Below are 25,643 nucleotides of genomic sequence, written 5' to 3'. Positions count from 1 at the left end.
GGCATCCCCCCTTCCTCACCCCAGCAGCGAAATGTCCGCCACGCCGAGGAACAGCCCGCGCAACTGCGCCAGCAGCGCGTAGCGGTTGGCGCGAACCGAGGCGTCCTCGGCGTTCACCAGCACCGCTTCGAAGAATGCATCCACCGGTTGGCGCAGTGCCGCCAGGCGCGCCAGCGCCTCGCTGTACTGCCGCGCCGCCGCCATCGGCCGGACCGCCTGGTCGGCCTGCTGCATCGCGGCGTACAGGGAGAACTCGGCGGGGTTGTCGAAGTAGTGCGCCTGGACACCGGCCGACAGCGTGCCGTCGAACTTGCCGAGCAGGTTCGACACGCGCTTGTTGGCGGCGGCCAGGGCAGCGGCTTCCGGCAGGCGGCGGAACAGCTGAACCGCCTGCACGCGCTGGTCGAAGTCCAGCGGCGAGCCCGGCTGCAGCGCGCGCACTGCCTGGTAGGCGGCGACGTCCACGCCTTCGTCCTCGTAGCGCGCACGCAGGCGGTCGAAGACGAAATCCAGCACCTGGGTGGCCAGACCGTTGGCTTTCACCTGGCCGCCGAACTGGCGGATGGCGAAGGCGACGGTCTCGTTCAGGTCCAGGTCCAGGCCCTTCTCGATGAGGATGCGCAGCACGCCGAGGGCGGCGCGACGCAGGGCATAGGGGTCCTTGCTGCCGGTGGGCAGCATGCCGATGCCGAAGATGCCGACCAGGGTGTCGAGCTTGTCGGCCACCGCCACGGCGGCGCCGGTCAGGGTGGTCGGCAGCTCGGCGCCGGCGCCGCGCGGCATGTACTGCTCGTTCAGCGCCAGCGCCACGTCTTCCGGCTCGCCGCCGTTGAGCGCGTAGTAGTAACCGGCGATGCCCTGCATCTCGGGGAACTCGCCGACCATCTCGGTGGCCAGGTCGCACTTGCTCAGCAGGCCGGCACGCGCGGCGTTGCGCGCATCGCCGCCGACCCGTTCGGCGATGAACGCCGCCAGTTTCGAGACGCGCACGGCCTTGTCGTAGACGGTGCCGAGCTGGGCCTGGAAGACCACCTTCTTCAGCCGCTCGTTGAAGCTTTCCAGCGGCTGCTTCTTGTCCTGCTTGAAGAAGAACTCGGCGTCGGTGAGGCGCGGACGCACCACCTTCTCGTTGCCGGAGACGATCTGCGTCGCGTCCAGGCTGTCGATGTTGGCCACCGTGATGAAGCGCGGCAGCAGCTTGCCGTGGGCGTCCAGCAGGCAGAAGTACTTCTGGTTGTCCTGCATGGTGGAGATCAGCGCTTCCTGCGGCACGGCGAGGAAGCGTTCCTCGAACGAACAGACCAGCGGCACCGGCCATTCGACCAGCGCGGCGACCTCGTCGAGCAGCGCCGGCGGCACGATCGCGCTGCCCTGCTCGGCCGCGGCCAGTTCGGCGACGCGGGCGGCGATCAGCGCCCGGCGCTCGGCGAAGTCGGCGATCACGTGGGCGCCGCGCAGGGTTTCGGCGTAAGCGGCCGGACTGGCGATGGTCACCGCGTCGGGGTGATGGAAACGGTGGCCGCGGCTCTCGCGGCCGGCGGTCTGGGCGAGGATCTCGCAGTCGATCACGTCGTCGCCGAAGAGCATCACCAGCCATTGCGTTGGGCGCACGAACTCTTCCTTGCGCGCCGCCCAGCGCATGCGCTTGGGAATCGGCAGGTCGTTCAGCGAGGTCTCGACGAGGCCCGGCAGCAGGCCGATGGCGGGCTGGCCGGGGATGCTGCGGCTGAACTTCAGCTTGGCGCCGCTGCGGTCGACCTCGGCGAGGTCGACGCCGCATTTCTTGGCGAAGCCCAGGGCCGCGGCGGTGGGGTTGCCTTCGGCGTCGAAGGCGGCCTGGATCGGCGGGCCGTCGAGGTTGACGCTGCGGTCCGGCTGCTGGCTGTCCAACTGCTCGACCAGCACCGCGAGGCGCCGCGGCGCGGCGTAGACGCGCGCGGAAGCGTAGCCGAGGCCGGCGCCCTTGAGGCCTTTTTCGATGCCGGCGAGGAAGGCATCGCCGAGGCTCTTCAGCGCTTTCGGCGGCAGCTCTTCGGTGCCCAGTTCAACCAGAAAATCCTTGGCGGTCATTATTCGGCCTCCTTCAGCTTGGCCAGTACTTCGTCACGCAATTCGGGAGTGGCCATCGGGAAGCCGAGGCGCGCGCGGGCCTGCAGGTAGCTCTGCGCCACGGCGCGGGCGAGTGCGCGAACGCGCAGGATGTACTGCTGGCGCGCGGTCACCGAGATGGCGCGGCGGGCGTCGAGCAGGTTGAAGGTGTGCGACGCCTTCAGGACCATCTCGTAGGTCGGCAGCGGCAGCTCCAGCTCGATCAGGCGGTTGGCCTCGGACTCGTAGAAATCGAAGAGCTCGAACAGCTTGTCGACGTTGGCGTGCTCGAAGTTGTAGGTGGACTGCTCCACCTCGTTCTGGTGGAACACGTCGCCGTAGGTCACGGTGCCGAACGGACCGTCGGTCCAGACCAGGTCGTAGACCGAGTCGACGCCCTGCAGGTACATGGCCAGGCGTTCCAGGCCGTAGGTGATCTCGCCGGTCACCGGGTAGCACTCGATGCCGCCGACCTGCTGGAAATAGGTGAACTGGGTGACTTCCATGCCGTTCAGCCAGATCTCCCAGCCAAGACCCCAGGCGCCGAGGGTTGGCGATTCCCAGTTGTCCTCGACGAAACGGATGTCATGCACCAGCGGGTCGAGGCCGATGCGCTTCAGCGAGCCGAGGTAAAGCTCCTGGAAGTTTTCCGGATTGGGTTTGAGCACCACCTGGAACTGGTAGTAGTGCTGCAGGCGGTTGGGGTTCTCGCCATAGCGGCCGTCGGCCGGACGCCGGGAAGGCTGCACGTAGGCGGCGTTCCAGGTTTCCGGGCCGATGGCGCGCAGGAACGTGGCGGTGTGGAAGGTGCCGGCGCCCACTTCCATGTCGTAGGGCTGCATCACCACGCAGCCCTGCTCGGCCCAGTACTGCTGGAGGGCGAGAATCAGATCCTGGAAGGTGCGCACGGAGGGCTTGGTCTGGCTCAAGAAAGATCACCCGTTGAGGCTGCGACGAAAAACCGGGGAGTATACCGAAGCCGCGGCCATCCCGCAGGGCGCGCAGCCCGACGTCGGTCGTCGACGCGCGAATCGCCACTCGATACCTGTTTTTTTAACCAGTATCCTGGCTATAGTGTCCAGCCCTTCCCCCTCAGGTCCACGCCCATGCCGCGCTGCTTCTGGTGCACCGACGATCCCCTCTACATTGCCTACCACGACGAGGAATGGGGTGTGCCGCAGCGCGATCCGCAGCGGCTGTTCGAGATGCTGCTGCTCGAAGGTTTCCAGGCGGGACTGTCGTGGATAACCGTGCTGAAGAAGCGCGAGCGCTACCGTGAGGTGCTGTTCGGTTTCGATGCCGAGCGCCTGGCGCGGATGACCGACGAGGAGATCGAGGAGCGCATGCAGGACCCCGGCATCATCCGCAACCGGCTCAAACTGCAGGCCGCGCGCCGGAATGCGCAGGCCTGGCTGAAGCTCGAGGACCCGGTGACGCTGCTCTGGTCGTTCGTTGGCGGCCAACCGAGGATCAACCGCTTCGACGGGCGCGGCGACGTGCCGGCGGTGACCGCGCAAGCCGAAGCGATGAGCAAGGCGCTCAGGAAACTCGGCTTCACCTTCATCGGCCCGACCATCTGCTACGCGTACATGCAAGCCACCGGAATGGTGATGGACCACACCCTCGAATGCGATCGTCATAGCGCTCTGTCAATGAACTGATACCTCCGTAGCGCTGAAAGGCGTGGGCGAGACGGGTACAATGCGGGCCTTTGAAAATCGGAGACCGTTGTGGAGAAGTTCAAAGGCGCGTTGGTCGTAGGCTTCCTGCGCCTGTTCGCGCTGCTGCCCTGGCGCGTGGTGCAGGGGCTCGGCGCATTCATCGGCTGGCTGATGTGGCGCCTGCCCACCGATACGCGCGAAGTGGCGCGGACCAACCTGAGCAAGTGCTTCCCGGAACTGGACGCCGATGCGCTGGAAAAGCTCCTGCGCCGAAGCCTGATCGACATCGGCAAGACCCTCACCGAAAGCGCCTGCGCGTGGATCTGGCCGGCGAGCAAGTCGCTGGCGCTGGTGCGGGAAGTCCAGGGGCTCGAGGTGCTGCAGCAGGCACTCGCCTCGGGCAAGGGCGTGGTCGGCATCACCAGCCACCTGGGCAACTGGGAAGTGCTCAATCATTTCTACTGCGCGCAGTGCAAACCGATCATCTTCTACCGCCCGCCGAAGCTCAAGGCGGTCGACGACCTGCTGCAACGCCAGCGCGTGCAGATGGGCAATCGCGTTGCGCCATCGACCCGCGAAGGCATCCTCAGCGTGATCAAGGAAGTCCGCCGCGGCGGCGCCGTAGGGATTCCCGCCGACCCCGAGCCGTCGCTTTCCGCCGGCTTCTTCGTGCCCTTCCTCGGCACGCGGGCGCTGACCAGCAAGTTCGTCCCCGGCATGCTCGACCACAAGAAATCCCTGGGCGTGTTCCTCCACGCGTTGCGCCTGGAAGACGGCTCCGGTTATCGGGTAATCATCGAAGCGGCGCCGGAGGCCATGTACGGCGAGGACGTCGAGGCGGCGGTGGCGTCCATGAGCGAGACCATCGGCAACTACGTGCGCACCTACCCCAGCCAGTACATGTGGACGATGAAGCGCTTCAAGAAGCGCCCGGAAGGGGAAGCCCGCTGGTACTGAAGCGCCCTGCGGGCTGGGCGTGACGGGCGAACTACGGTATTAAGTGGCCACCATGCCGAGGAAGCTGCTCATGTCCAACCAGCGTCGTCATCCGCGCATCCCGCTCAAGTGCAGAATCAAGATCAGCCATGAGAGCTTCGGCGAGCTCATCGCGCAGACCCGCGACCTCTCCGACGGCGGCGTCTTCATCCGTCACCCGCAACTGGCCGGGCTCGCCATCGGCACGCTGATCAGCGGCCAGGTGCAGGACCTGCCGATCGAGGCGCCGGTGCTGAGGATGCAGGTGATGCGTACGGAGGGCGAAGGCGTCGGCGTGCGCTTCATCCTCGACGAGGAGGCCGGCTAGGCGCGCCGCTCGCCGCCGAGCCGACGAAAACGCTTACCAGCAGGCGACACTGCGGCTAGAATGCCGGCCGCTGAAATGGGTTCCCTCACCCCATCACTCCAAAAAGGACGCAAGATGCCGACGTTTTCCTCATCGGCCCGCCGCGCGACGCTGGCCGGTCTGATCGCTTTCCACATCCTCATCATCATCGCCAGCAATTACCTGGTGCAGCTGCCGATCTCGCTGTTCGGCTGGCACACCACCTGGGGCGCGTTCAGCTTCCCGTTCATCTTCCTGGCCACCGACCTCACCGTGCGTCTGCTCGGCAAGGAACCGGCGCGGCGGGTGATCGCCAAGGTGATGCTGCCGGCGCTGGTCGCCTCCTACATCGTCTCGGTGCTGTTCCACGATGGCGCCTTCGGCGGCTTCGCCGCGCTGGGCGAGTTCAACCTGTTCGTCTTCCGCATCGCCCTGGCCAGCTTCCTCGCCTACGCCTTCGGCCAATTGCTCGACATCCAGGTGTTCGACCGCCTGCGGCGCATGCGCCAGTGGTGGATCGCGCCGACCGCCTCGACCATCCTCGGCAACCTGCTGGACACCTTCGTGTTCTTCTCCATCGCCTTCTGGCACAGCAGCGACCCGTTCATGGCGGCGAACTGGGTGGAGATCGCCAGCGTCGACTACGCGATCAAGCTGACAGTCAGCCTGATCCTCTTCGTGCCGCTCTACGGGATTCTGCTGAACTGGATCGTGCGCCAGCTGCCGCGCAGTCCGGCGCTGTCGTCCTGATCCGCTAGCACCTCAGCGCTGCGCGGGCGACGGCTTGTCCAGCTTGCGCAGGAACACCGTCATCTCCTTCTCCGCCTGCTTGTCGCCGCGCGCCTGCGCGGCTTGCAGGCCCTGGCCCCAGGCCTCGCGTGCGGCCGCTGGATCTCCGGCCTGCAACAGCGCCTTGCCGAGCAGCTTCCAGGCCGCGGAATAGGTGGCATCCAGCTCGACGCAGCGGCGCAGGTGCCCGGCGGCGCGCGGGAAGTCGCCGGCGTCCAGGTAGCCCTTGCCGAGGCCGAAGCGCAGCAGCGAATTGTCGACGCCCCTGGCGAGCATCTTTTCCAGCGATTCGAGCATGCGCCCTCCGTCGGATCAGAAGAACGTCAGGCCGGCCTGGAACAGGCGCTCGACGTCACGGATGTGCTTCTTGTCGACGAGGAACAGGATCACGTGGTCGCCGGACTCGATCAGCGTGTCGTCGTGGGCGATCAGCACCTGCTCGTCACGCACCACGGCGCCGATGGTGGTGCCCGACGGCAGGGCGATTTCCTCGACCATGCGCCCGACCACCTTGCTCGAGCGCGAGTCGCCATGGGCGACGATCTCGATGGCTTCGGCGGCGCCGCGCCGCAGCGAGTGCGCGCTGACGATGTCGCCGCGACGCACGTGGGACAGCAGCGAACCGATGGTCGCCAGCTGCGGGCTGATCGCCACGTCGATGTCGCCGCCCTGGATCAGGTCCACGTAGGCCGGGTTGTTGATGATGCTCATCACCTTGCGTGCACCGAGCCGCTTGGCCAGCAGCGAGGACATGATGTTGGCTTCGTCGTCGTTGGTCAGGGCTAGGAAGATGTCGGCGTCGGCGATGTTTTCCTCCAGCAGCAGGTCGCGGTCCGAGGCGCTGCCCTGCAGCACGATGGTGCTGTCCAGCGAGTCCGACAGGTGCCGGCAGCGCGCCGGGTTCATCTCGATCACCTTGACCTGGTAGCGGCTCTCGATGGCCTCGGCCAGGCGTTCGCCGATCTGCCCGCCACCGGCGATCACCACGCGCTTGTAGTCGCTTTCCAGCCGGCGCATCTCGCTCATCACCGCGCGGATGTGCCCGGTCGCGGCGATGAAGAACACCTCGTCGTCCGCCTCGATCACGGTGTCGCCCTGCGGCGTGATCGGCCGGTTGCGACGGAAGATCGCCGCCACGCGGGTGTCGACGTTGGGCATGTGTTCGCGCAGCTGGCGCAGCTGCTGGCCGACCAGCGGCCCGCCGTAGTAGGCGCGCACCGCCACCAGCTGCGCCTTGCCGTCGGCGAAGTCGATCACCTGCAGCGCGCCGGGGTACTCGATCAGGCGCTTGATGTAGTTGGTCACCACCTGCTCGGGGCTGATCAGCACGTCCACCGGGATGGCGTCGTTGTCGAACAGGCCGGAGCGCGTCAGGTAGGCCGACTCGCGCACCCGGGCGATCTTGGTCGGGGTGTGGAACAGGGTGAAGGCGACCTGGCAGGCGACCATGTTGGTCTCGTCACTGTTGGTCACCGCCACCAGCATGTCGGCATCGTCCGCGCCGGCCTGGCGCAGCACCGTGGGGAACGAGCCGCGGCCCTGGATGGTGCGGATGTCGAGGCGGTCGCCGAGGGCGCGCAGGCGCTCGCCGTCGGTGTCGACCACGGTGATGTCGTTGGCTTCGCTGGCGAGGTGCTCGGCAAGGGTGCCGCCGACCTGGCCGGCGCCGAGGATGATGATTTTCAACCGATCTCCTTGCTCGCCGGCGTCGCGGCGATCTTCACCAGCTTGGCATAGTAGAAACCGTCGTGGCCGTCCTCCTGCGGCAGCAGCTGGCGGCCGTGCGGCTGGTCGATGCCGAAGCCGCCGGCGATCGCCAGTTCGCGCGCGCCGGGCTGGCGGGCGAGGAAGGCACCTATCACCTCGCTGTTTTCCGTCGGCAGCACCGAGCAGGTGGCGTAGAGCAGCACGCCGCCGACTTCCAGCGTTGGCCACAGCGCGTCCAGCAGCTCGCCCTGCAGCGCGGCCAGCGCCGGGATGTCCGCCGGCTGGCGGGTCAGCTTGATGTCCGGGTGGCGGCGGATGACGCCGGTGGCCGAGCACGGCGCGTCGAGCAGGATGCGCTGGAACGGCCGGCCGTCCCACCAATCGCCGGTGGCGCGACCGTCGGCGGCGATCAGGCGTGCTTTCAGGCCCAGGCGGGCGAGGTTTTCGCGCACCCGCACCAGGCGTTTTTCTTCCAGGTCGACGCCGAGCACGTCGAGCGTCGGCTCGGCTTCCAGCAGGTGGCAGGTCTTGCCACCCGGCGCGCAGCAGGCGTCGAGCACGTGCTGGCCGGGCGCCAGGTCGAGCAGGCCGGCGGCCAGCTGCGCGGCTTCGTCCTGAACGCTGACGCGACCCTCGGCGAAGCCTGGCAGGGTCTTCACGTCGCGCGCTTCGAGCAGGCGCACGCCGTCGCGGCTGAATTCACAGGGCGCGGCGGCGATGCCGGCGGCCTGCAATTCGGCGAGGTAGGCATCGCGCGCGCCGTGCTGGCGGTTGACCCGCAGGATCAACGGCGGATGGGCGTTGTTCGCCGCGCAGATGGCCTGCCAGTGCTCCGGCCAGAACCCCTTCAGGGCCTTCTGCAGCCAGCGTGGATGCGCGCTGTGCAGCACCGGATCGCGCTCCAGGCTGGCGGTCAGCGCATCGCCGTCGCGCTGGGCGTTGCGCAGCACGGCATTGAGCAGGCCCTTGAGCGACGACTTCTTCAGGCCGTCGGCGCAGGCGACGGTCTCGCCGATCGCGGCGTGTGGCGGAATGCGCGTATGGAACAGCTGGTAGAGGCCGATAAGCAGCAGGGCCTCGACATCGCGGTCGGCGGCCTTGAACGGTTTCTGCAGCAGCTTCTCGGCGAGCAGCGCCAGGCGCGGTTGCCAGCGGGCGGTGCCGAAGGCGAGGTCCTGAGCCAGGCCACGGTCGCGGGCGTCCACCCGCTCCAGCAGCGGCGGCAGGCTGCTGCCCAGCGAGGCCTTGCCGGACAACACCGCCGCCAGGGCTCGCGCGGCGGCCAGACGCGGGTTCATTGGCCGAGCACCGTGCCGGGCAGGAAGCGTTCGCGGCGACTGTTGTAATGGTCGGCGAAGTCCAGCGGTTTGCCGCCAGGCAACTGCAGGCGGGTGAGCAGCAGCGCGCCCTCCCCGCAGGCAACGCTCAGGCCGTCACGGCTGGCCGCGAGAATCTCGCCGGGCCGGCCCTGGCCTTCACCAAGCCGCGCCGCGAGCACCTTCAGGGGTTCGCCGGCGAGGGTCGAATGGCACACCGGCCAGGGATTGAAGGCGCGCACCTGGCGCTCCAGCTCGACGGCCGGACGCGTCCAGTCGAGGCGCGCCTCGTCCTTGTCCAGCTTGCGCGCGTAGGTGGCGAGCGCATCGTCCTGGATCTCGTCGACCAGGCTTCCCGCGGCGAGCCCGCCGACCGCCTGCAGCAGCGCCTGGGCACCCAGCTCGGCGAGGCGGTCGTGCAGGCTGCCGCCGGTGTCGTCGTCGGCGATCGGCGTGCGCACCTTGAGCAGCATCGGCCCGGTGTCCAGGCCAGCCTCCATGCGCATCACGGTCACGCCACTTTCACTGTCGCCGGCTTCCACCGCGCGCTGGATCGGTGCTGCGCCGCGCCAGCGCGGCAGCAGCGAGGCGTGGCTGTTGACGCAGCCCAGGCGCGGGATGTCGAGCACGACCTGCGGCAGGATCAGCCCGTAGGCGACCACCAGCAGCAGGTCCGGCTGCAGCGCCGCCAGTTCGGCCTGGGCAGCGGGGTCGCGCAGGGTCGCCGGTTGCAGCACCGGAATCCCGTGCTGCGTGGCGAGCTGCTTCACCGGGCTGAGCATCAGCTTCTGCCCGCGTCCGGCCGGGCGGTCCGGCTGGGTGTAGACGGCGACGATCGGCTGCCCGGCGTCGAGCAGAACCTGCAGGTGGCGGGCGGCGAATTCCGGCGTACCGGCGAAAACGATGCGCAAAAGAGGAGCTCCAGAATGCAAAAAGGCTTGCCGGAGCAAGCCTTGGAAACCTGATCAAGCCTGCTGGCGGTGCTGTTTTTCCAGCTTCTTCTTGATCCGGTCGCGCTTGAGGTTGGACAGGTAGTCGACGAACAGCTTGCCGTTGAGGTGATCGCATTCGTGCTGGATGCAGATCGCCAGCAGGCCTTCGGCGAGCAGTTCGAAGGGCTGGCCGTCGCGGTCCAGCGCCTTGATCCGGACCTGCTGCGGGCGGTCGACGTTCTCGTAGAAACCGGGTACCGACAGGCACCCCTCCTGGTACTGGCCCATTTCGTCGGTCAGCACCTCGAACTCCGGGTTGATGAATACCCGTGGCTCGGTTTTGTCTTCGGACAGGTCCATCACCACGATGCGCTGGTGCACGTTGACCTGGGTGGCGGCCAGTCCTATCCCGGGTGCGTCGTACATGGTCTCGAACATGTCGTCGATCAGCTGGCGCGTGGAATCGTCGACGCTGACCACCGGTTTGGCGATGGTGCGCAGGCGCGGATCGGGAAATTCGAGGATATTCAGTATCGCCATATGCGTTTGTGATGCACTTGTGGAATAAATTCAAATAGCGCTGCTAAGATGATGAGCAGCTTTGAAAAACGCCTGAAAAGCCCGCACGGGGCGGCTTCCAAGCGTTTCACGTGAATGGACATGATAAAGGGATTCACCGCATGAGGAAATCACTGTTCGCCCTGGTGCTGCTCGCCTTCGGCGGTCTGGCTCAGGCAGCCGTGCAGCTCAAGGAAGGTCATCCGGATCGCTATACGGTGGTCAGCGGCGACACCCTCTGGGATATTTCCGGCAAGTTTCTACGTGAACCCTGGAAGTGGCCGGAAATCTGGCACGCCAACCCGCAAATCGAAAACCCCCACCTGATCTACCCCGGCGATGTCCTCACCCTCTTCTATGTCGACGGCCAGCCGCGCCTGCAACTTGAGCGCGGCGCCTCGCGCGGAACCATCAAGCTGTCGCCGCAGGTACGCAGCACGCCGATGGCCGAAGCCATCCCGACCATCCCGCTGAACGCCATCAACAGCTTCCTCCTGAGCAACCGCATCGTCGATACGCCCGAGGAGTTCCTCCGCGCGCCCTACATCGTCGCCGGCAATGCCGAACGCGTCGTCAGTGGCAGCGGTGACCGCGTCTACGCCCGCGGCACCTTCGAGGACGACCAGCCGGCCTACGGCATCTTCCGCCAGGGCCGCACCTACAAGGATCCGAAAACCGGGGAGTTCCTCGGCATCAACGCCGACGACATCGGCACTGCCGAAATGGTCGCCCAGGAAGGCGACGTTGCGACCGTGATGCTGACCCGCTCGACACAGGAAGTGCGCCTCGGTGATCGCCTGTTCCCCACCGAGGAACGCGCGATCAACTCCTCCTTCATGCCCGGTGAGCCGGCCCGGACGATCGAGGATGGCGTGATTCTCGACGTGCCGCGCGGCGTCAACCAGATCGGTCAGTTCGACGTGGTGACCATCAACAAGGGCCGCCGCGATGGCCTGGCCGAAGGCAACGTGCTCGCGGTGTACAAGACCGGCGAAACCGTGCGCGACCGTGTCACCGGCGAATCGGTGAAGATTCCCGACGAGCGCGCCGGCCTGATGATGGTCTTTCGCACCTACGAGAAACTCAGTTACGGGCTGGTGCTGGCCGCCAGCCGGCAGTTGTCGGTGCTGGACAAGGTCAAGAACCCCTGACCACCCCGAAGCCCCGCACTGCGGGGCTTCTGCTATCTGGCGCCGGCCGCTGGCCGGCGCGTCGATCAAGGATGATCGCCGATGAGCCTTTCCCCCGCGGAACTCGAAGCCCGTCTTCGCCTGCACTGCCTGCCCGAACTGGGGCCACGGCGCTTCGCCCGACTGATGCAGGCCTTCGCTGGCGCTTCCGCTGCCCTCAGCGCGCCAGCCGCCGCCTGGCGCGCGCTCGGGCTGCCGGCCGGTTGTGCGGAGCCGCGACGCAGCCAGGACATTCGTGAACGCGCCGCGGCGGCGCTGGCCTGGCTGGAACAGCCGAACCACCATCTGCTGATGTGGGATGACCCGCGCTATCCGGCGTTGCTCGCCGAGCTGCCGGACGCCCCGCCGCTGCTGTTCGTCGCCGGCGACGTAAACCTGCTGGAGCGTCCGCAGCTGGCCATCGTCGGCAGCCGGCGCGCCTCCAGGCCCGGTCTGGATACCGCGCAAAGCTTCGCGCGCAGCCTGGCACGTGGCGGCTTCGTGATCACCAGCGGGCTGGCCCTGGGTATCGACGGCGCCGCGCACCTGGGCGCTCTGGAGGCGGGCGGCGCCACCGTGGCGGTGCTGGGCACCGGCCTGCAGTGCATCTACCCGCAGCGGCACAAGGCGCTGGCCGAACGCATCGCCCGCGAGGGCGGCGCGCTGGTGTCCGAGCTGCCGCTGGACAGCCCGCCGCAGGCGAGCAACTTTCCGCGGCGCAACCGGATCATCAGCGGACTGTCCGTCGGTGTGCTGGTGGTCGAGGCGAGCCCCTCCAGCGGTTCGCTGATCACCGCGCGGCTGGCCGCCGAGCAGGGCCGCGAGGTCTATGCGATCCCTGGCTCGATCCATCATCCCGGCGCGCGCGGTTGCCACCAGCTGATCCGCGACGGCGCGCTGCTGGTGGAGAGCGTCGAGCACATCCTCGAAGCCCTGCGCGGCTGGCAGGTCGTTTCGCCCACCGCGTCCGTCGGCGAGCCCCCAGCGCCGACGCATCCGCTGCTGGAGCTGCTGTTCGCCGCGCCTTACAGCAGCGAGGCATTGGCCGAGGCCAGTGGCTGGCCGTTGCCGAAGGTGCTCGCCGCACTCACCGATCTCGAACTGGACGGCCGCGTCGCCAGCGAAGCCGGTCGCTGGCTCGGCGTGCGGCGCTAGCGCTTCCAGCGCCGCCTCGCTTGGGTACACTGCGCAGGTTTTTGCGACGGGAGACGAGCGATGGTCAGCAGCTGGAAAGTGCAACAGGCGGCACGGGTGGTCCGCAATGGCGGGGTGATCGCCTATCCGACCGAGGCGGTCTGGGGACTGGGCTGCGATCCCTGGTGCAGCGAGGCGGTGTACCGGCTGTTGGCGCTCAAGGAGCGCCCCGTGGAGAAGGGGTTGATCCTGGTCGCCGACACCATTCGCCAGTTCGACTTCCTTCTCGACGACCTGCCCGAGGCGTGGCTGGCGCGGCTGGCGAGCACCTGGCCCGGCCCGAATACCTGGCTGGTGCCGCACCAGAACCGCCTGCCGGAATGGATCACCGGCGAACACGACAGCGTTGCGCTGCGCGTCAGCGACCATTCGCTGGTCGGCGAACTCTGCGCCCTCACCGGCCCGCTGGTGTCCACGTCGGCGAACCCTTCCGGGCGTCCCGCCGCGCGCAGTCGCCTGCGTGTCGAGCAGTACTTTCCGAAGCAGCTGGACCACGTCCTCGGCGGCTATCTGGGCGGACGCAAGAACCCCAGCCTGATCCGCGACCTGCGCACCGGCAAGGTGGTGCGCGAGGCCTGACGGCGGCGGTCAGTCCGGCAGCAGTACCGTAGAGCCGGTGGTGCGGCCGGCGGCCAGTTCGGTCTGCGCGCGGGCCGCGTCGCTCAACGCCACGCGCTGGGCGACGTCCACCGTGATCGCGCCGCTGGCGATCATCTCGAACAGCTCGTCGGCCATTGTCTGCAGGTTCTCGGCGCTGTTCGCATAGCTCCCCAGCGTCGGCCGGGTGACGTACAGCGAACCCTTCTGCGCGAGGATGCCGAGGTTCACGCCGCTGACCGCGCCGGAGGAATTGCCGAAGCTGACCATCAGACCGCGTGGCGCCACGCAGTCGAGGGAAATCCCCCAGGTGTCCTTGCCCACCGAGTCGTAGACCACCGGGCATTTCGCTCCGTCGGTCAGTTCCAGCACGCGCTGGCGGATGTCTTCCAGGGTCCGGTCGATGGTCGCCCAGGCGCCCAAGGCCTTCGCCTGCTCGGCCTTCTGCGCCGAGCCGACCACACCGATCAGCTTCGCTCCCAGCGACCTGGCCCACTGGCAGGCGATGGAGCCGACCCCGCCGGCCGCCGCGTGGAACAGCACGATGTCGCCGCGTTTGACCGGATAGGTCTGGCGCAGCAGGTATTGCACGGTGAGGCCCTTGAGGATCACCGCCGCAGCCTGCTCGAAACTGATGCTCTCCGGCAGCCGGACCACGTTGGCGGCGGGCAATACGTGCAGTTCGCTGTAGGAGCCCAGCGGTCCGGTGGCGTAGGCGACGCGCTCACCGACCTTGAGGTGCGTCACCCCGGCGCCTACCGCCTCGATCTCGCCGGCACCTTCGGTGCCGAGGCTGGAGGGCAGCGCAGGCGGCGCATACAGACCGTCGCGGTAGTAGTTGTCGATGAAATTGAGGCCGATCGCGCGGTTGCGCACGCGGACTTCGTTCGGGCCGGGTTGGGCGGGTTCGTAGTCGACGTATTCGAGCACTTCGGGACCGCCGTGGCGGCTGAACTGGATACGTTTGGCCATGTGCAACTCCTCGGTGATGGGTCGTCGACGCCTGTTGGCGTCGCGGCGAAAGGCCCTTATCCAACCGCCTCGGGCCGACAGCGTCAACTGCGGCAGGCCGCGGGCGAATGCTATGCTGGCGCCCTTTTCCGCCCGCCGGCCGCCGCCGCGCGGGCCTTGGCCGCTGTTTGCAGGGTGATTTTCGTGAACGACAAGACCGGGGCCGTGAAGGCCTATCTGCTCGACCTCCAGGACCGTATCTGCGCCGCGCTGGAGGCCGAGGACGGCCGCGCGCGCTTCGCCGAGGACGCCTGGGAGCGCCCGGCGGGTGGCGGTGGCCGCACGCGGGTCATCGGCGACGGCGCGCTGATCGAAAAAGGCGGGGTCAACTTTTCCCACGTGTTCGGCACCGGCCTGCCGCCGTCGGCCAGCGCGCACCGCCCGGAGTTGGCCGGGCGCGGCTTCCAGGCGCTCGGCGTGTCGCTGGTGATCCACCCGGAGAACCCGCACGTGCCCACGTCCCACGCCAACGTGCGGTTCTTCAGCGCCGAGAAGGAGGGCGAGGAGTCGGTCTGGTGGTTCGGCGGCGGCTTCGACCTGACGCCCTTCTACGCCGTGGAAGAGGATTGCGTGCACTGGCACGAGGTGGCCCGCGCCGCCTGCGCGCCGTTCGGCGCCGATGTCTATCCGCGCTACAAGAAGTGGTGCGACAGCTACTTCCACCTCAAGCACCGTGGCGAGGCGCGCGGCATCGGCGGGCTGTTCTTCGACGACCTCAATGCCTGGGATTTCGACACCAGCTTCGCCTTCATGCGCGCGGTGGGCGATGCCTACCTCGAGGCTTACCTGCCGATCATCCAGCGCCGCAAGGCGACCCCGTTCAGCGAGCAGCAGCGCGAGTTTCAGGCCTTCCGCCGCGGGCGCTACGTCGAGTTCAACCTGGTCTACGACCGCGGCACGCTGTTCGGCCTGCAATCCGGCGGGCGCACCGAGTCGATCCTCATGTCGCTGCCGCCGCAGGTGCGCTGGGGCTACGACTGGAAGCCCGAGCCGGGCAGCGAAGAGGCACGGCTGACCGAGTATTTCCTCACCGATCGCGACTGGCTGGGCCTGCAGCCCTGAGCCCGCCGCGCCGCAGACCCATACCCTTCGAGGAGCCGCTTCCATGGACCGCTACTGCGTCTTCGGCAACCCCATCGGCCACAGCAAGTCGCCGCTGATCCACCGCCTGTTCGCCGAGCAGACCGGCCAGGCCCTCAGCTACGAGGCACTGCTGGCGCCGCTGGACGACTTCGCCGGGTTCGCCCGCGGTTTCTTCGCCGAGGGCCTGGGCGGGAACGTCACCGTGCCGTTCAAGGAGCAGGCCTTCCAGCTCGCCGACCAGCTCAGCGCACGGGCGCAACGCGCCGGGGCGGTGAACACGCTGAAGAAGCTCGCCGACGGCCGCCTGCTGGGCGACAACACCGACGGTGCCGGGCTGCTGCGCGACCTCGCGGTGAACGCAGGCTTCTCGCTGAGCGGAAAGCGCATCCTCCTGCTCGGCGCGGGAGGAGCGGTGCGCGGCGTGCTGGAGCCTTTCCTCGGCGAACGGCCGAAGGCGCTGGTGGTGGCCAACCGCAGCGTGGCGAAGGCCGAGGCGCTGGCCGCCGAGTTCGCCGACCTCGGGCCGATCATGGCCAGCGGTTTCGACTGGCTGGACGCGCCGGTCGACCTGATCGTCAACGGCACCTCGGCGAGCCTGACCGGCGAGGTGCCACCGATCGCGGCCAGCCTGATCGAGCCTGGCCACACGCTGTGCTACGACATGATGTATTCCCGCCAGCCGACGGCGTTCTGCCAGTGGGCCGTCGAGCACGGCGCGCGCGCGGCCCTGGATGGGCTGGGCATGCTGGTGGAGCAGGCGGCCGAGGCCTTCCTGCTGTGGCGCGGTGTGCGCCCGGACAGCGCGCCGGTGCTGGCGGAGCTGCGCCGGCAGCTGGCGGCAGGCTAGAGCGCTTCTTCGTCCTCGCTGGGCAAGTGCGGGTCGAGTGTCAGCCAGGGCAGTCGGGTGGTCACCCAGATATGCCGGTCGGCGGGCGCTCGCTGCGGTTCGTCCAGGGTGGCAATGGTGACGTCCAGGGTCAGCGGGCTGAGGCGGGTGAACAGCGCCAGCTGGGCGCCGCAGGTGCCGCAGAAGTAGCGGGTGCAGGTGTCGGACGAGGCGTATTGCGCCGGCGTGCCGTGGAGCCACTCGAACGTCTCGAGCGGCACGCCGATCCATGTCGTGACCAGGCCGCCGCTGGTGCGCCGGCAGATCGAGCAGTGGCAGTGGGCGATATCGCGCAGCGGCGCGGCGAAGCGGTAACGCAGCGCGCCGCAGTGGCAGCCGCCCTGGTGACTCTCCTGCATGAATTCCTCCTCGGCCATTGACCGACCGCCGCGTGGCTCGCCAGGATTGGCCTCCACCACTACCGGGGGTTCCCGTGACTGATCTGCTGTTGGCCCTGTGGCCATTGTTCGCCCTGATTATCGGCGGTTTCCTCCTGCGGCGTAGCGGCTTTCCCAGCGAAGCCTTCTGGCCCGGCGCCGAGCGGATCAACTACTTCCTGCTGTTCCCCGCCCTGCTCTTCGGCAACCTCGCCAGCGCGCCGCTGGACAACCCGGCGTTGCCGCGCCTGGCCGCGGCGGTGCTGATCGGGCTGGGCGCCGCCTGGCTCGGGCTGCTGCTGATGCGTCGCCTGCGCGGCTGGCCGGCGGCACGCTTCGGCGCGTTCGCCCAGGGCGTGCTGCGTTTCAATACCTACCTCGGACTGGCCGTGGTCGGCAGCCTGTTCGGCAAGCCGGGGCTGACCCTGGCGGCCTTGATGCTGGCGCTGATGGTGCCGGCGGTGAATGTGATGTCGGTATGGGCGCTGACCGCCGAGCGTGGCGTCAGCCTGCGCTCGCTGGCCCTGCCGATCCTGAAGAATCCGCTGATTCTCGCCTGCCTGGGTGGCGCCGTGGTCAACCTCTCTGGCGTCGGCCTGCCCGGCGGCAGCGAGCGCCTGCTGAGCATGCTCGGTGCCGCCAGCCTGCCCCTCGGCCTGCTCTGCGTGGGCGCCGCGCTGCGACCGCAGGAGCTCGCCGGGGAAGTCCCGGCGCTGGGCTGGAACTGCGCCGTGCGCCTGCTGGCGATGCCGCTGCTGGCGTTCGGCGTGGCGCGTCTGAGTGGTCTGCCGACGCTGGAAAGCAGCGTACTGATCCTGTTCTTCGCCCTGCCCACCGCGCCGACGTCTTATGTGCTGACTACCCAGCTGGGCGGCGACGGTCACCTGATGGCGGGCATCATCACCCTGCAGACGCTGCTCGCCGCCGGCTCGCTGCTGCTGGTGCTGGCGGGTATCCAGGGGCTGGTCTGATCGCGGTGCGCGTGGTTCTCGCCAGGATGCGCCATGTGCGGCGCCACCTCTGGCGAGGCTAGCGTCCCCCCTCCCGGTACTGGCTGGGAGTCTTCCCGGTCCAGCGCTTGAAGGCGCGGCTGAAGCTGCTGGTGTCGGCGAAGCCGAGCAGGTAGGCGATTTCCCCCAGCGCGTTGCGTGGGTCGTCGAGGTAGCGCAGGGCCAGCGCACGGCGGGTCTCGGCCAGCAGCGCCTCGTAGCCGACGCCCTCCTCCGCCAGATGCCGCTGCAGGCTGCGCAGGCTCAGGTGCAACGACCCGGCGATGGCTTCGGCCGAGGGTTCGCCGTCCGGCAGGCGCGCCTCCAGCGCCGCGCGCACCTGGCGTGTCCAGGTCGGCGCCTGGAGCTGTTCGAGGGTCTTCTTCAGTACGGTTTCGTTGTGTTCGGCCAGCTCGGGGTTGCCGTCGTCCAGCGGTCGCTCGAGATCGATGCGGGCGAATTCCAGGCGATTCTCCGCCGCGCCGAAATGCACCGGTGCGCGGAACACCTCCTGCCACGGACGGCTGTCGGCGGGCTCGGCGCGGCTCAGGTACACCGCCTGCGGCGCATACTCCCGGCCGAGACGGGCGCGGCAGGTGCGCACGTAGATCGCGGCGAAGGCGTCCATTGCCTCGGCCGCCGGTTCGGGGCTGCCTGGCGGCGCGCGGAAACGGAATTCGTAGTGCCCGTCGCGCTCGCGCAGGTCCAGTTCCATCGCATCACTGACCACCCGGTGATAGCGCACGATGCGCTCGAACACCTCGCGCAGGGTCGTGCTGGCGATCAGCGCGTAGCCCAGCGCGTGGAAGGTGGTCGGGCTGACGTAGCTGGAAATCTTCAGGCCCAGCGCCGGATCGCCGCTGGCCGCTACCGCCAGGTGCCAGAGCCGCGTGGTGGCGGACAGTGGATAGCGCGCGTTGGGGTCATCCATCAACGCCGGGTCGAGGCCGGCTTCGCGGCAGAGCGCGGCGCTGTCCAGCCCGAGCGCGTCGAGCTGCTTGCGCAGCGCGCGGGTCCAGCTGGCCAGGGTGGTGGGTTCGGCAGTCATGCAGGTTGGCGTGTCCGGTCAACAGGTTGGCGTCCAGGGTCGGGCGATCCGCGTCAGCATGTCGCAGAGTAGCGGCGTGCCTCAACAGACGATAACAAAAGGACACGCCAATGAATTCCACTGCCCTGACCGATCAGCAGCGCTCCGCACACATCCGTGAAGCGGTGATGGCGCGCGGCGTCGAACTGCGTCGACGCTACCCAATCCTCAACCACCAGGACGCACTGGGCGCCGGCATCCTCGCCTTCGCCCTCGCCGGGATGATCGGCTCGGCGCTGCTCTACCTGAATGGCGCGATTGCCTGGTGGGCCTGCCTGCTGGCGAATGCCTTCTTCGCCTCGCTGACCCATGAGCTCGAACACGACCTGATCCACTCGATGTACTTCCGCAAGCAGCGCGTGCCGCACAACCTGATGCTGGCGCTGGTCTGGATGGCGCGGCCGAGCACCATCAACCCGTGGATCCGTCGCCACCTGCACCTCAACCATCACAAGGTCTCCGGTACGGAGACCGACATGGAGGAGCGCGCCATCACCAACGGCGAGCCCTGGGGTATCGCCCGTCTGCTGATGGTCGGCGACAACGTGATGTCCTCGCTCATCCGCATGCTGCGGGCCAAAACCTGGGCGCACAAACGCAGCATCCTGGCGCGCACGCTCAGGGTCTATGCGCCGCTGGCGCTGCTGAACTGGGGCACCTGGTACCTGTTCCTAGGCTTCCATGCCATCGATGGTGCGAGCGGCCTGCTCGGAGCACCGGTGGAATGGTCGGCGACCACGCGGGAGGTGATGAACATCGTCGATATCGCGGTGGTGGTGCTGGTCGGCCCCAACGTGCTGCGCACCTTCTGCCTGCACTTCGTCAGCTCCAACATGCACTACTACGGCGATGTCGAGCCGGGCAACGTGATCCAGCAAACCCAGGTGCTCAACCCCTGGTGGATGTGGCCGCTGCAGGCGTTCTGCTTCAACTTCGGCAGCACCCACGCGATCCATCACTTCGTGGTGAAGGAGCCCTTCTACATTCGCCAGATGACCGCGCCGCTGGCCCATCGGGTGATGCGCGATGCCGGTGTACGCTTCAACGACTTCGGCACCTTTGCCCGGGCCAACCGCTGGCACAAGCAGGAGGAAACCGCCGTCCAGGGCGCGCCGGCGACCTCCTGACGTCTCCGTCAGGCATGAACGAAACGGCCCGGAATCACCGGGCCGTTTCGTTTCAGCTCGCGCCTTGGATCAGCGCCCGCCGTCGACGCGGAACACATGGCGCAGGTAGGCGAGGAAGCTCTCGTCCTTGCACTGGCTCTTGCCTGGCGTGTCGGAAATCTTCGCCACCGGCTCGCCGTTGCAACTGATCATCTTCAGCACGATGTTCATCGGCTCCACGCCGGGGATGTCGCAAGTGAGGTTGGTGCCGATGCCGAAACTGACGTTGATCCGTTCGTGCAGCTGGCGATACAGCGACAGCGCGGCGGGAAAGGTCAGCCCGTCGCTGAAGATCAGCGTCTTGGTCTGCGGGTCGATGCCCAGCCTGCGGTAGTGCGCGATGGCCTTCTCCGCCCACGCCAACGGGTCCCCGGAGTCATGCCGCAGGCCGTCGAAGAGCTTGGCGAAGTACAGGTCGAAGTCGTGCAGGAAGGCATCCATGGTGATGCAGTCGGTCAAGGCGATTCCGAGCTGGCCGCGGTACTCCTGCACCCAGGTCTGCAGCGCGGCGGCCTGGCTGTCGATCAGCCGCGGGCCGAGCTGCTGGTGCGCCATCAGCCATTCGTGGGCCATGGTGCCGATCGGCTTGAGGTCGTACTCGCGGGCCAGATGCACGTTGCTGGTGCCCACGAAACGCCCGGGGAAATCGCGCTTGAGGATATGCACGACCTCTTCCTGGGTACGATAGGAAAAGCGCCGCCGCGTGCCGAAGTCGGCGAGCTGGAAGCCGCTGAGCTCATCGTCGCTGGCCTCCTTGCGCAGCCAGTCGAGCTTGCGATACAGCTGCTCGCTGACCTGCTCCAGCAACACGCCCGGATAACGCGCCCGATTGCGCACCTCGCTGATGATCGCCAGCAGCGGAATCTCGAACAGGATCACATGCAGCCAGGGCCCGCGCAGGCGAACGAAGACCTGACCGTTCTCCACCCCGGTCTGCACATAGCGCATGTTGAAGCGAAACAGGCTGAGGAAGCGGATGAAATCCGCCTTCATGAAGGGAATCCGCTCGAGAAACCCGATCTGATCGGCCGTCGCCGAGGTATCGGCGAGCTGCTCGATCTGCTGACGGATCTCGCTCAGATAGGGGCGCAGGTCCTCGTCATTGCGACAACGAAACTCCCACTCCACCTCCGCATTCGGGTAGTTGTGCAGCACCGCCTGCATCTGCGTGAGCTTGTAGAAGTCGGTGTCCAGCGTGTTCTGCACGATCCGCTCAGCGAATACGCTTTCGCGCATGGGTGGCTCCTGATGACGTTTGGGACAGGGTCGTGGGGCATCTTGTCCTAATACGGCATGAGGTGTAAGGCTAAATTTATACTTTGTTGTAGGTGCAACCGATCCTATATTTTATAGTATGTCAGATATATTTATCCATTTCTCTATTGTTGTTTTACTTTTGTACCTAACGTATAGCCACTCGCCACTGACCTCTATTAACTCAATTTCGTCGTTCTTTATTAAATAGGAATTAGTTTTTTTGTCAGGTGACGGTCCATTGAAAAGAGTGGCTTTCATTGCGGATATTTTTACCTTTTCACCGATGCTGGTGGGTGATAACTGCATTGACCCGCTATTGAAGGCATTCGCTTGAGTTAATGTTTCAAATTTTAATTTTTCTAGCTCGGACTCTTTTTTTGAGATTGTGATTGTGATCGGATCTTCTTCAGGAAGATTCAATCTTATAGATTTGTATATTTTCGATAAGGATATTTTCGAACCTACGGCTTGCAGGCCGATGACGTAAGTGTCTCTTGGGAATGAATATACAATCTGGAATCTATTTTGGTTGGTCGCCTCTAGAGTTGGTGGGTTTGAGTGCATTTCATCTGGGCGCAGTAATGTGCTGTTTTTCGCAATAGTGTGATAGGCGTTTTTTTCTTTTTTAAAGAAGCGAATTATGACAGTTTCTTTGTTCTCGGTTGGGCTATATATGCAAGCTAGCCATTTTTTGTATATAATTTCTTGGAATATTTCCTCGTTATTCGGCTGAAGAACAGAACAAGTTAAGCCCCCTTGCGATAGGGAGAGTTGAGAAAAGAATAACAGCAAAAAAGGTAGAATACGCACTACCATTTCCCTTTTAGTTTGTCGTAGGCTTGTTCTATTTTAGTGTTGTACCCGACTTGACTAAGGCCGTTATATTTTTCTGCTATAGAAATCCAATTTTTGTTTTTCATTGGTGCTAGCATATTCTTCTCTTTTATTAAGAAGATCTTGAAGTATTGGAGGTGCTGCAGGGCACAGTAGTTTTGCGCCTCAACCATCTCCTGCGATGTTTTATAAAGATGTTTGTAATGCTCTCCCATGACTTGGAATTTTCCCCAAGAGCAAGACATGTTGGCCGCGTCCTCGTTGATATTTCTTGCTCTTAGGAGTCTTTCATACTGCACGCTTTCGGTGCCGTACTGATAGTTGGGTTGATATGAATGTACGATCTCTGGATCGTCAATTGAAAGCTGTTCAATCAAATCGCTTGGATATCCTTTTTTTAGCAATAATCTGCGCATGTAATGGCGCTCATAGAGTATTTTTGCATGCTGCACTCCTTCCACAAACTCTTTGAAGGGGGCTTTGTCTCCAGTTTCAGCTATTGCAATTGCCCGTAATACTTCGCGCTCAATATCCAGCTGTGTAGCTAGGCTCTCAAAATGATCTTTTGATACATCCTTAAGCCCTTGGGAACATGGACTGCCGACTACACCTTGTTCGAAGCAGTAGCAACGGCTCCCGCTTTTAATCTGATTGAGCAATCTAGTTGCGTGAAAGCTCCATATAACACCACTAACATCAAGTGATAGTTTTCCTGGGGCCCGCTCCCACCAGCTTGAAATCTCGATCTTCTTCTTCTCTTCCGTCCAGTCCTGATTCGGATAATTGGTTGTAAGTCTCATCAGGTCGTCTAGCCCATTCCAGCGCAACGGATCCCAAAACCATTCACTTGTGTGCTTAGTTATAAGTTGGCTGATGGGCTGTGACAACCAAGGTTTTTTCAGGGCAGTTCTAATTTCTATTCTTGTAAGTTTTCCGTCGCGGTTACTATCAATGATTTCATGCAGGCGACTTCTTAGTGGGGCCTGTTCAGCCTGCTCAATGGCTGCTTTATTGTCGGTCTTTTCCTTATCATTAAGCTGGTTGCAGGCATTTAGGTAATAAGAAAAACCTGATCGCGATGGCTCCGTGTATTCAACACACTCAAACCCCTCCCACTCCCACGGACTGTGTCGGGTGGTGATCAGGTCCTGTTCGGCCAGCCAGCCGTTGATGGGGTTGCCGTCGTTGTCGGCCAGGAGGTTATCCAGGCGCCACCAGTGGGTGACCGGGCCGGGACTGGTTGCTGTATTGATGCTGATCTTGTGGCTGGGCGGCAGGCGTTCCAGTGTGCTCAAGGGAATGATCAGGTCTACCCCGATGGTTGTGCCGGCATCGGTGATCGAGGGCGGGTGGTTGGCGTCGATGCCTTCGCGGTGCGGGATCAGTTTGCTTGCGCCCTTGTGGATCTTCAGTTGGGTTTTCTGTTCTGCGGGTAACGCGGCGGCCAGGGCGCGGCTTTGGGCGATGAAGGCGGGGACGTCGTCGCAGCTGAACACTTCCAGATGCAGCAGTGTTTGCGGGGCGCCGTCGTTATGGTTCTGGTAGTGGCCCGGATGGCCGATCAGTTCGCCGGCCTTGATCGGGTAGGGCGGGTCCAGCAGGTGGACCGCTCCGCAGACGGGCGTGGTCCGCGTCGCCTGTAACGAATCGAAATGCACATAACCCTGGATGTTCTGGACACTGTTTGCGGCCAGTGGCGGAAGCGCCGTGCCTTCGATAATGGCTTTGATCTTGCGGTAGGGCGTGGTTCCCGGCTCCAGCGAGACGCGGGTGCCTTCGGGAAGCAGGCCGGTTTTCGCGTCGCTGGCATTTCCGCGACCGGTCTTGCGGACGTTCAGGCCGCGGTGTGGCGCCAGGTTCGGCTCATGGTCGTTGGCGTGTTCGCCGACCAGAAAGACATTGGGCGCGGGCGTCGATTCCATTTCTCCGGTGAAGACCCAGCCGCTGTCGCAGCCCGCCAATGAGGGCAGCGCGCTGCCCTCTATTACGTTTATCAAGCGGCGCCATTTCACCGAGCCCGGATGGGTATCGCCGACTTCCACCCGGGTACCCTTCGGCAGAAGCGCCAGGACCGTTCCGTTGCCGGGCGTGGCGCGCACGCGCAGTCCGAGCGTGGGGTCGGTGGCCTTGTCGGGCTTAACGGTGTAGAGCGTTTCGCTTATGAAGGCGGGTGGGTTGGGTGCCGCTTCCAGCCCGTAGTGATCCCAGTCGAGCAGGTGCATGTAGAGGCTGAACAGCGTCAGCGAGGGGGAAGGGCTTGCGGCTTCGGCGGCCGTCTGGGTAGCGTCGACCGGCGTCGGTTTCGGCACTTCGAGGTGGTGCCGCACCAGCACGAAGCCGGTGGAGTAGGGCTTGGGCCCCGACTCGTACTCGGAGACCGGGTAGCGCTCGTCGATGCGGTAGGCGATGACTTCGCCATCGGCGATGCAGTGCACCGAGGACTGGTCGAGCAGCCCCGCGGTGCCCTGATCGAAGTGCACGCCACCGTGCCAGAGGCCATTCGTTCCCAGCGGATAGTGGCCGCCCAGCGCATTGGCCAGGGCCTCCTGATAGAGCCAGGCATCCTCGGCCCGCTCGGCTCCAGGGGTCGCTCTGGCCTTGAAGGGGTAACTCCAGTTGGTGATCTTCTGTTGTTCGGTCATGGTGCCTTTCTCATCCTTGAGTCGCGCTACCTTCAACTGCTGAAATTCAGCATCCGTCGTGGCTTCGGCGGCTCCTCGAGGCTGTTCTTCAGCCCTTCGTCGAGGAGGTTTCCGGCGCTGTCCCTGTCTGCCGCGCCCGGCAGGATTGGCGGCTTGATGCCAATCCCCGTGCCATGGCCCGGCGAGCCGCCGGCGTTGATCCTGACCAGCGCGCCGTTGAGGGTGACGCCGCCCGGATCGAGCTTGATGAAGGCGCCTCCGGCATTCAGGGTCAGCTCGGTGCCGGCTTCGATGACCATCTTCTGGCCGGCTTTCAGGTGTATCTCGTTTCCGGCGTCGATCAGTTGCGCCAGGCCAACTTTCAGGTGCTGACTCCCCCCAATCCCCAGATGATCATCGGCCCTCACCTCCACCCGGCGGTCGGCGTGGGTGGTGCGGTGTTCCTCGGCCTTGAGCTCGGTGTAGCTGTTGGCTTCCACCGTGTCGTGGCGTTCGTGGCCGATGCGGACCTTCTGGTCGTGCTCGATGTTTTCGTCCCAGTCGCGCTGGGCGTGCAGGTAGATCTGTTCCTGGCCCTGGCGGTCTTCGATGCGCAGTTCGTTGTAGCCGGCGCCGCCTGGCGAGCTGAGGGTCTTGAACACGCTGCGGGTCTTGTTCGCCGGTAGCGCGTAGGGCACCACGTGTTCCTTGTGGTACAGGCAGCCGCTGATCAGCGGCTGGTCCGGGTCGCCTTCGAGAAAGCTCACCAGCACTTCCATGCCGACCCGCGGGATGGCGATGCCGCCATAGCGGTCGCCCGCCCAGCTGCTGGACACCCGCAGCCAGCAGCTGGTCCTGTCGTCGGCCTGGCCGTGACGGTCCCAGAAGAACTGCACCTTGACCCGGCCGTATTCGTCGCAGTGGATTTCCTCGCCGGGCGGGCCGGTGACCACTGCGCTCTGGCTGCCGAGGATGCGTGGCTTGGGATGGTTCAAGGGCG

25 protein-coding genes are annotated in these 25,643 nt (G+C 65.4%); 11 read left to right on the top strand and 14 right to left on the bottom strand.

Features of this window, described 5'->3' with window-relative positions; genetic code table 11:
• Positions 1–15: 15 nt before the first annotated feature.
• Complete coding sequence (glyS, locus tag B3E91_RS09795) at positions 16–2,070, bottom strand: glycine--tRNA ligase subunit beta (protein ID WP_287029258.1); 2,055 nt, start codon at positions 2,068–2,070, stop codon at positions 16–18.
• Positions 2,070–3,017: a glycine--tRNA ligase subunit alpha gene (gene glyQ / locus B3E91_RS09790; protein WP_287029257.1), complete on the bottom strand. Its 948-nt coding sequence runs from the start codon at positions 3,015–3,017 to the stop codon at positions 2,070–2,072. Before glyQ ends, glyS begins: the two co-directional genes overlap by 1 nt.
• A 177-nt stretch (positions 3,018–3,194) precedes the next feature.
• Between glyQ and B3E91_RS09785 the strand changes: the two genes are divergently transcribed.
• From B3E91_RS09785 to B3E91_RS09770, 4 genes are all read left to right on the top strand, one after another.
• A complete protein-coding gene (locus B3E91_RS09785; protein ID WP_287029256.1) occupies positions 3,195–3,749 on the top strand; it encodes a DNA-3-methyladenine glycosylase I in 555 nt (184 codons plus the stop codon).
• Between the two features lie 69 nt (positions 3,750–3,818).
• Complete coding sequence (locus tag B3E91_RS09780; RefSeq protein ID WP_273233652.1) at positions 3,819–4,706, top strand: lysophospholipid acyltransferase; 888 nt, start codon at positions 3,819–3,821, stop codon at positions 4,704–4,706.
• Between the two features lie 70 nt (positions 4,707–4,776).
• Complete coding sequence (locus B3E91_RS09775) at positions 4,777–5,052, top strand: PilZ domain-containing protein (protein ID WP_287029255.1); 276 nt, start codon at positions 4,777–4,779, stop codon at positions 5,050–5,052.
• Positions 5,053–5,166: 114 nt separating this feature from the next.
• The gene (locus tag B3E91_RS09770; protein ID WP_273233654.1) at positions 5,167–5,820 is read left to right on the top strand and encodes a 7-cyano-7-deazaguanine/7-aminomethyl-7-deazaguanine transporter; all 654 of its coding nucleotides are present in this window, start codon (positions 5,167–5,169) and stop codon (positions 5,818–5,820) included.
• 12 nt (positions 5,821–5,832) lie between these two features.
• On the opposite strand, the gene B3E91_RS09765 is transcribed toward B3E91_RS09770, so the two are convergent.
• From B3E91_RS09765 to def, 5 genes are read right to left on the bottom strand one after another with little or no spacing between them, the layout of a single operon-like run.
• On the bottom strand, positions 5,833–6,156 hold the full coding sequence (locus tag B3E91_RS09765; RefSeq protein WP_287029254.1) for a tetratricopeptide repeat protein: 324 nt from the start codon (positions 6,154–6,156) through the stop codon (positions 5,833–5,835).
• A gap of 15 nt (positions 6,157–6,171) precedes the next feature.
• Complete coding sequence (gene trkA / locus B3E91_RS09760) at positions 6,172–7,545, bottom strand: Trk system potassium transporter TrkA (RefSeq protein ID WP_090231375.1); 1,374 nt, start codon at positions 7,543–7,545, stop codon at positions 6,172–6,174.
• Positions 7,542–8,864 (bottom strand): 16S rRNA (cytosine(967)-C(5))-methyltransferase RsmB, encoded by a 1,323-nt coding sequence (rsmB, locus tag B3E91_RS09755; protein ID WP_287029253.1) that lies wholly within the window; start codon positions 8,862–8,864, stop codon positions 7,542–7,544. Before rsmB ends, trkA begins: the two co-directional genes overlap by 4 nt.
• Positions 8,861–9,793, bottom strand: coding sequence for a methionyl-tRNA formyltransferase (gene fmt, locus B3E91_RS09750; protein WP_287029252.1), 933 nt, complete (start codon positions 9,791–9,793; stop codon positions 8,861–8,863). The genes rsmB and fmt overlap by 4 nt, the downstream gene beginning before the upstream one ends.
• A 54-nt stretch (positions 9,794–9,847) precedes the next feature.
• On the bottom strand, positions 9,848–10,354 hold the full coding sequence (gene def / locus B3E91_RS09745; RefSeq protein ID WP_090231372.1) for a peptide deformylase: 507 nt from the start codon (positions 10,352–10,354) through the stop codon (positions 9,848–9,850).
• Between the two features lie 140 nt (positions 10,355–10,494).
• Here def and B3E91_RS09740 point away from each other — a divergent pair, with 140 nt between their 5' ends.
• The 3 genes from B3E91_RS09740 (at position 10,495) to B3E91_RS09730 (ending at position 13,314) form a co-directional block, all read left to right on the top strand.
• Positions 10,495–11,523, top strand: a complete 1,029-nt coding sequence (locus B3E91_RS09740; RefSeq protein ID WP_282342481.1) for a LysM peptidoglycan-binding domain-containing protein — start codon at positions 10,495–10,497, stop codon at positions 11,521–11,523.
• Positions 11,524–11,604: 81 nt separating this feature from the next.
• Positions 11,605–12,696, top strand: a complete 1,092-nt coding sequence (gene dprA, locus B3E91_RS09735; protein WP_287029251.1) for a DNA-processing protein DprA — start codon at positions 11,605–11,607, stop codon at positions 12,694–12,696.
• 60 nt (positions 12,697–12,756) lie between these two features.
• Positions 12,757–13,314 carry an L-threonylcarbamoyladenylate synthase gene (locus tag B3E91_RS09730; RefSeq protein WP_282342484.1) on the top strand — a complete coding sequence of 186 codons (558 nt, stop codon included), beginning with the start codon at positions 12,757–12,759 and terminating at the stop codon, positions 13,312–13,314.
• A 9-nt stretch (positions 13,315–13,323) separates the two neighbouring features.
• Here B3E91_RS09730 and B3E91_RS09725 read toward each other — a convergent pair whose 3' ends face one another.
• Entirely contained in the window at positions 13,324–14,304 is a 981-nt protein-coding gene (locus tag B3E91_RS09725; protein WP_287029250.1) for an NADPH:quinone reductase, read from the bottom strand.
• Between the two features lie 183 nt (positions 14,305–14,487).
• Between B3E91_RS09725 and hemF the strand changes: the two genes are divergently transcribed.
• Together hemF and aroE are read left to right on the top strand one after the other, a co-directional pair.
• Positions 14,488–15,405: an oxygen-dependent coproporphyrinogen oxidase gene (gene hemF / locus B3E91_RS09720; RefSeq protein WP_287029249.1), complete on the top strand. Its 918-nt coding sequence runs from the start codon at positions 14,488–14,490 to the stop codon at positions 15,403–15,405.
• Between the two features lie 43 nt (positions 15,406–15,448).
• On the top strand, positions 15,449–16,273 hold the full coding sequence (gene aroE, locus B3E91_RS09715) for a shikimate dehydrogenase (RefSeq protein ID WP_090231366.1): 825 nt from the start codon (positions 15,449–15,451) through the stop codon (positions 16,271–16,273).
• Here the strand turns inward: aroE and B3E91_RS09710 are convergent.
• A complete protein-coding gene (locus B3E91_RS09710) occupies positions 16,270–16,671 on the bottom strand; it encodes a GFA family protein (protein ID WP_287029248.1) in 402 nt (133 codons plus the stop codon). The genes aroE and B3E91_RS09710 overlap by 4 nt on opposite strands.
• Positions 16,672–16,703: 32 nt before the next feature.
• Between B3E91_RS09710 and B3E91_RS09705 the strand changes: the two genes are divergently transcribed.
• A complete protein-coding gene (locus tag B3E91_RS09705) occupies positions 16,704–17,660 on the top strand; it encodes an AEC family transporter (protein WP_287029247.1) in 957 nt (318 codons plus the stop codon).
• 58 nt (positions 17,661–17,718) lie between these two features.
• Here B3E91_RS09705 and B3E91_RS09700 read toward each other — a convergent pair whose 3' ends face one another.
• Entirely contained in the window at positions 17,719–18,726 is a 1,008-nt protein-coding gene (locus B3E91_RS09700; RefSeq protein WP_287029246.1) for an AraC family transcriptional regulator, read from the bottom strand.
• Between the two features lie 110 nt (positions 18,727–18,836).
• Here B3E91_RS09700 and B3E91_RS09695 point away from each other — a divergent pair, with 110 nt between their 5' ends.
• Entirely contained in the window at positions 18,837–19,892 is a 1,056-nt protein-coding gene (locus tag B3E91_RS09695) for a fatty acid desaturase (protein WP_287029245.1), read from the top strand.
• A 69-nt stretch (positions 19,893–19,961) separates the two neighbouring features.
• On the opposite strand, the gene pncB is transcribed toward B3E91_RS09695, so the two are convergent.
• From pncB to B3E91_RS09675, 4 genes are all read right to left on the bottom strand, one after another.
• The gene (pncB, locus tag B3E91_RS09690) at positions 19,962–21,167 is read right to left on the bottom strand and encodes a nicotinate phosphoribosyltransferase (protein WP_287029244.1); all 1,206 of its coding nucleotides are present in this window, start codon (positions 21,165–21,167) and stop codon (positions 19,962–19,964) included.
• Positions 21,168–21,278: 111 nt separating this feature from the next.
• Positions 21,279–21,998 (bottom strand): hypothetical protein, encoded by a 720-nt coding sequence (locus B3E91_RS09685; protein WP_287029243.1) that lies wholly within the window; start codon positions 21,996–21,998, stop codon positions 21,279–21,281.
• Positions 21,998–24,664, bottom strand: coding sequence for an N-acetylmuramidase domain-containing protein (locus B3E91_RS09680; protein WP_287029242.1), 2,667 nt, complete (start codon positions 24,662–24,664; stop codon positions 21,998–22,000). The genes B3E91_RS09685 and B3E91_RS09680 overlap by 1 nt, the downstream gene beginning before the upstream one ends.
• Before the next feature lie 32 nt (positions 24,665–24,696).
• A partial coding sequence (locus tag B3E91_RS09675; protein WP_287029239.1) for a type VI secretion system Vgr family protein occupies positions 24,697–25,643 on the bottom strand: 947 nt, incomplete at its 5' end.

This window comes from Pseudomonas sp. UBA6310 (assembly GCF_002438225.1).
Classification (GTDB): domain Bacteria; phylum Pseudomonadota; class Gammaproteobacteria; order Pseudomonadales; family Pseudomonadaceae; genus Pseudomonas_O; species Pseudomonas_O kuykendallii.
Note: the sequence above shows the minus strand (reverse complement) of the source record. Positions and strands in the feature narration are given on the sequence as shown.

Excerpts from the sequence above, each read along its gene's own strand:
- B3E91_RS09680 (WP_287029242.1), bottom strand. The coding sequence starts at position 24,664 with ATGACCGAACAACAGAAGATCACCAACTGGAGTTACCCCTTCAAGGCC.
- B3E91_RS09775 (WP_287029255.1), top strand. The coding sequence starts at position 4,777 with ATGTCCAACCAGCGTCGTCATCCGCGCATCCCGCTCAAGTGCAGAATC.
- B3E91_RS09700 (WP_287029246.1), bottom strand. The coding sequence starts at position 18,726 with ATGACTGCCGAACCCACCACCCTGGCCAGCTGGACCCGCGCGCTGCGC.
- B3E91_RS09710 (WP_287029248.1), bottom strand. The coding sequence starts at position 16,671 with ATGCAGGAGAGTCACCAGGGCGGCTGCCACTGCGGCGCGCTGCGTTAC.
- B3E91_RS09770 (WP_273233654.1), top strand. The coding sequence starts at position 5,167 with ATGCCGACGTTTTCCTCATCGGCCCGCCGCGCGACGCTGGCCGGTCTG.
- B3E91_RS09785 (WP_287029256.1), top strand. The coding sequence starts at position 3,195 with ATGCCGCGCTGCTTCTGGTGCACCGACGATCCCCTCTACATTGCCTAC.
- pncB (WP_287029244.1), bottom strand. The coding sequence starts at position 21,167 with ATGCGCGAAAGCGTATTCGCTGAGCGGATCGTGCAGAACACGCTGGAC.
- def (WP_090231372.1), bottom strand. The coding sequence starts at position 10,354 with ATGGCGATACTGAATATCCTCGAATTTCCCGATCCGCGCCTGCGCACC.
- aroE (WP_090231366.1), top strand. The coding sequence starts at position 15,449 with ATGGACCGCTACTGCGTCTTCGGCAACCCCATCGGCCACAGCAAGTCG.
- B3E91_RS09725 (WP_287029250.1), bottom strand. The coding sequence starts at position 14,304 with ATGGCCAAACGTATCCAGTTCAGCCGCCACGGCGGTCCCGAAGTGCTC.
- B3E91_RS09740 (WP_282342481.1), top strand. The coding sequence starts at position 10,495 with ATGAGGAAATCACTGTTCGCCCTGGTGCTGCTCGCCTTCGGCGGTCTG.
- dprA (WP_287029251.1), top strand. The coding sequence starts at position 11,605 with ATGAGCCTTTCCCCCGCGGAACTCGAAGCCCGTCTTCGCCTGCACTGC.
- B3E91_RS09730 (WP_282342484.1), top strand. The coding sequence starts at position 12,757 with ATGGTCAGCAGCTGGAAAGTGCAACAGGCGGCACGGGTGGTCCGCAAT.
- glyS (WP_287029258.1), bottom strand. The coding sequence starts at position 2,070 with ATGACCGCCAAGGATTTTCTGGTTGAACTGGGCACCGAAGAGCTGCCG.
- B3E91_RS09765 (WP_287029254.1), bottom strand. The coding sequence starts at position 6,156 with ATGCTCGAATCGCTGGAAAAGATGCTCGCCAGGGGCGTCGACAATTCG.
- rsmB (WP_287029253.1), bottom strand. The coding sequence starts at position 8,864 with ATGAACCCGCGTCTGGCCGCCGCGCGAGCCCTGGCGGCGGTGTTGTCC.
- B3E91_RS09695 (WP_287029245.1), top strand. The coding sequence starts at position 18,837 with ATGAATTCCACTGCCCTGACCGATCAGCAGCGCTCCGCACACATCCGT.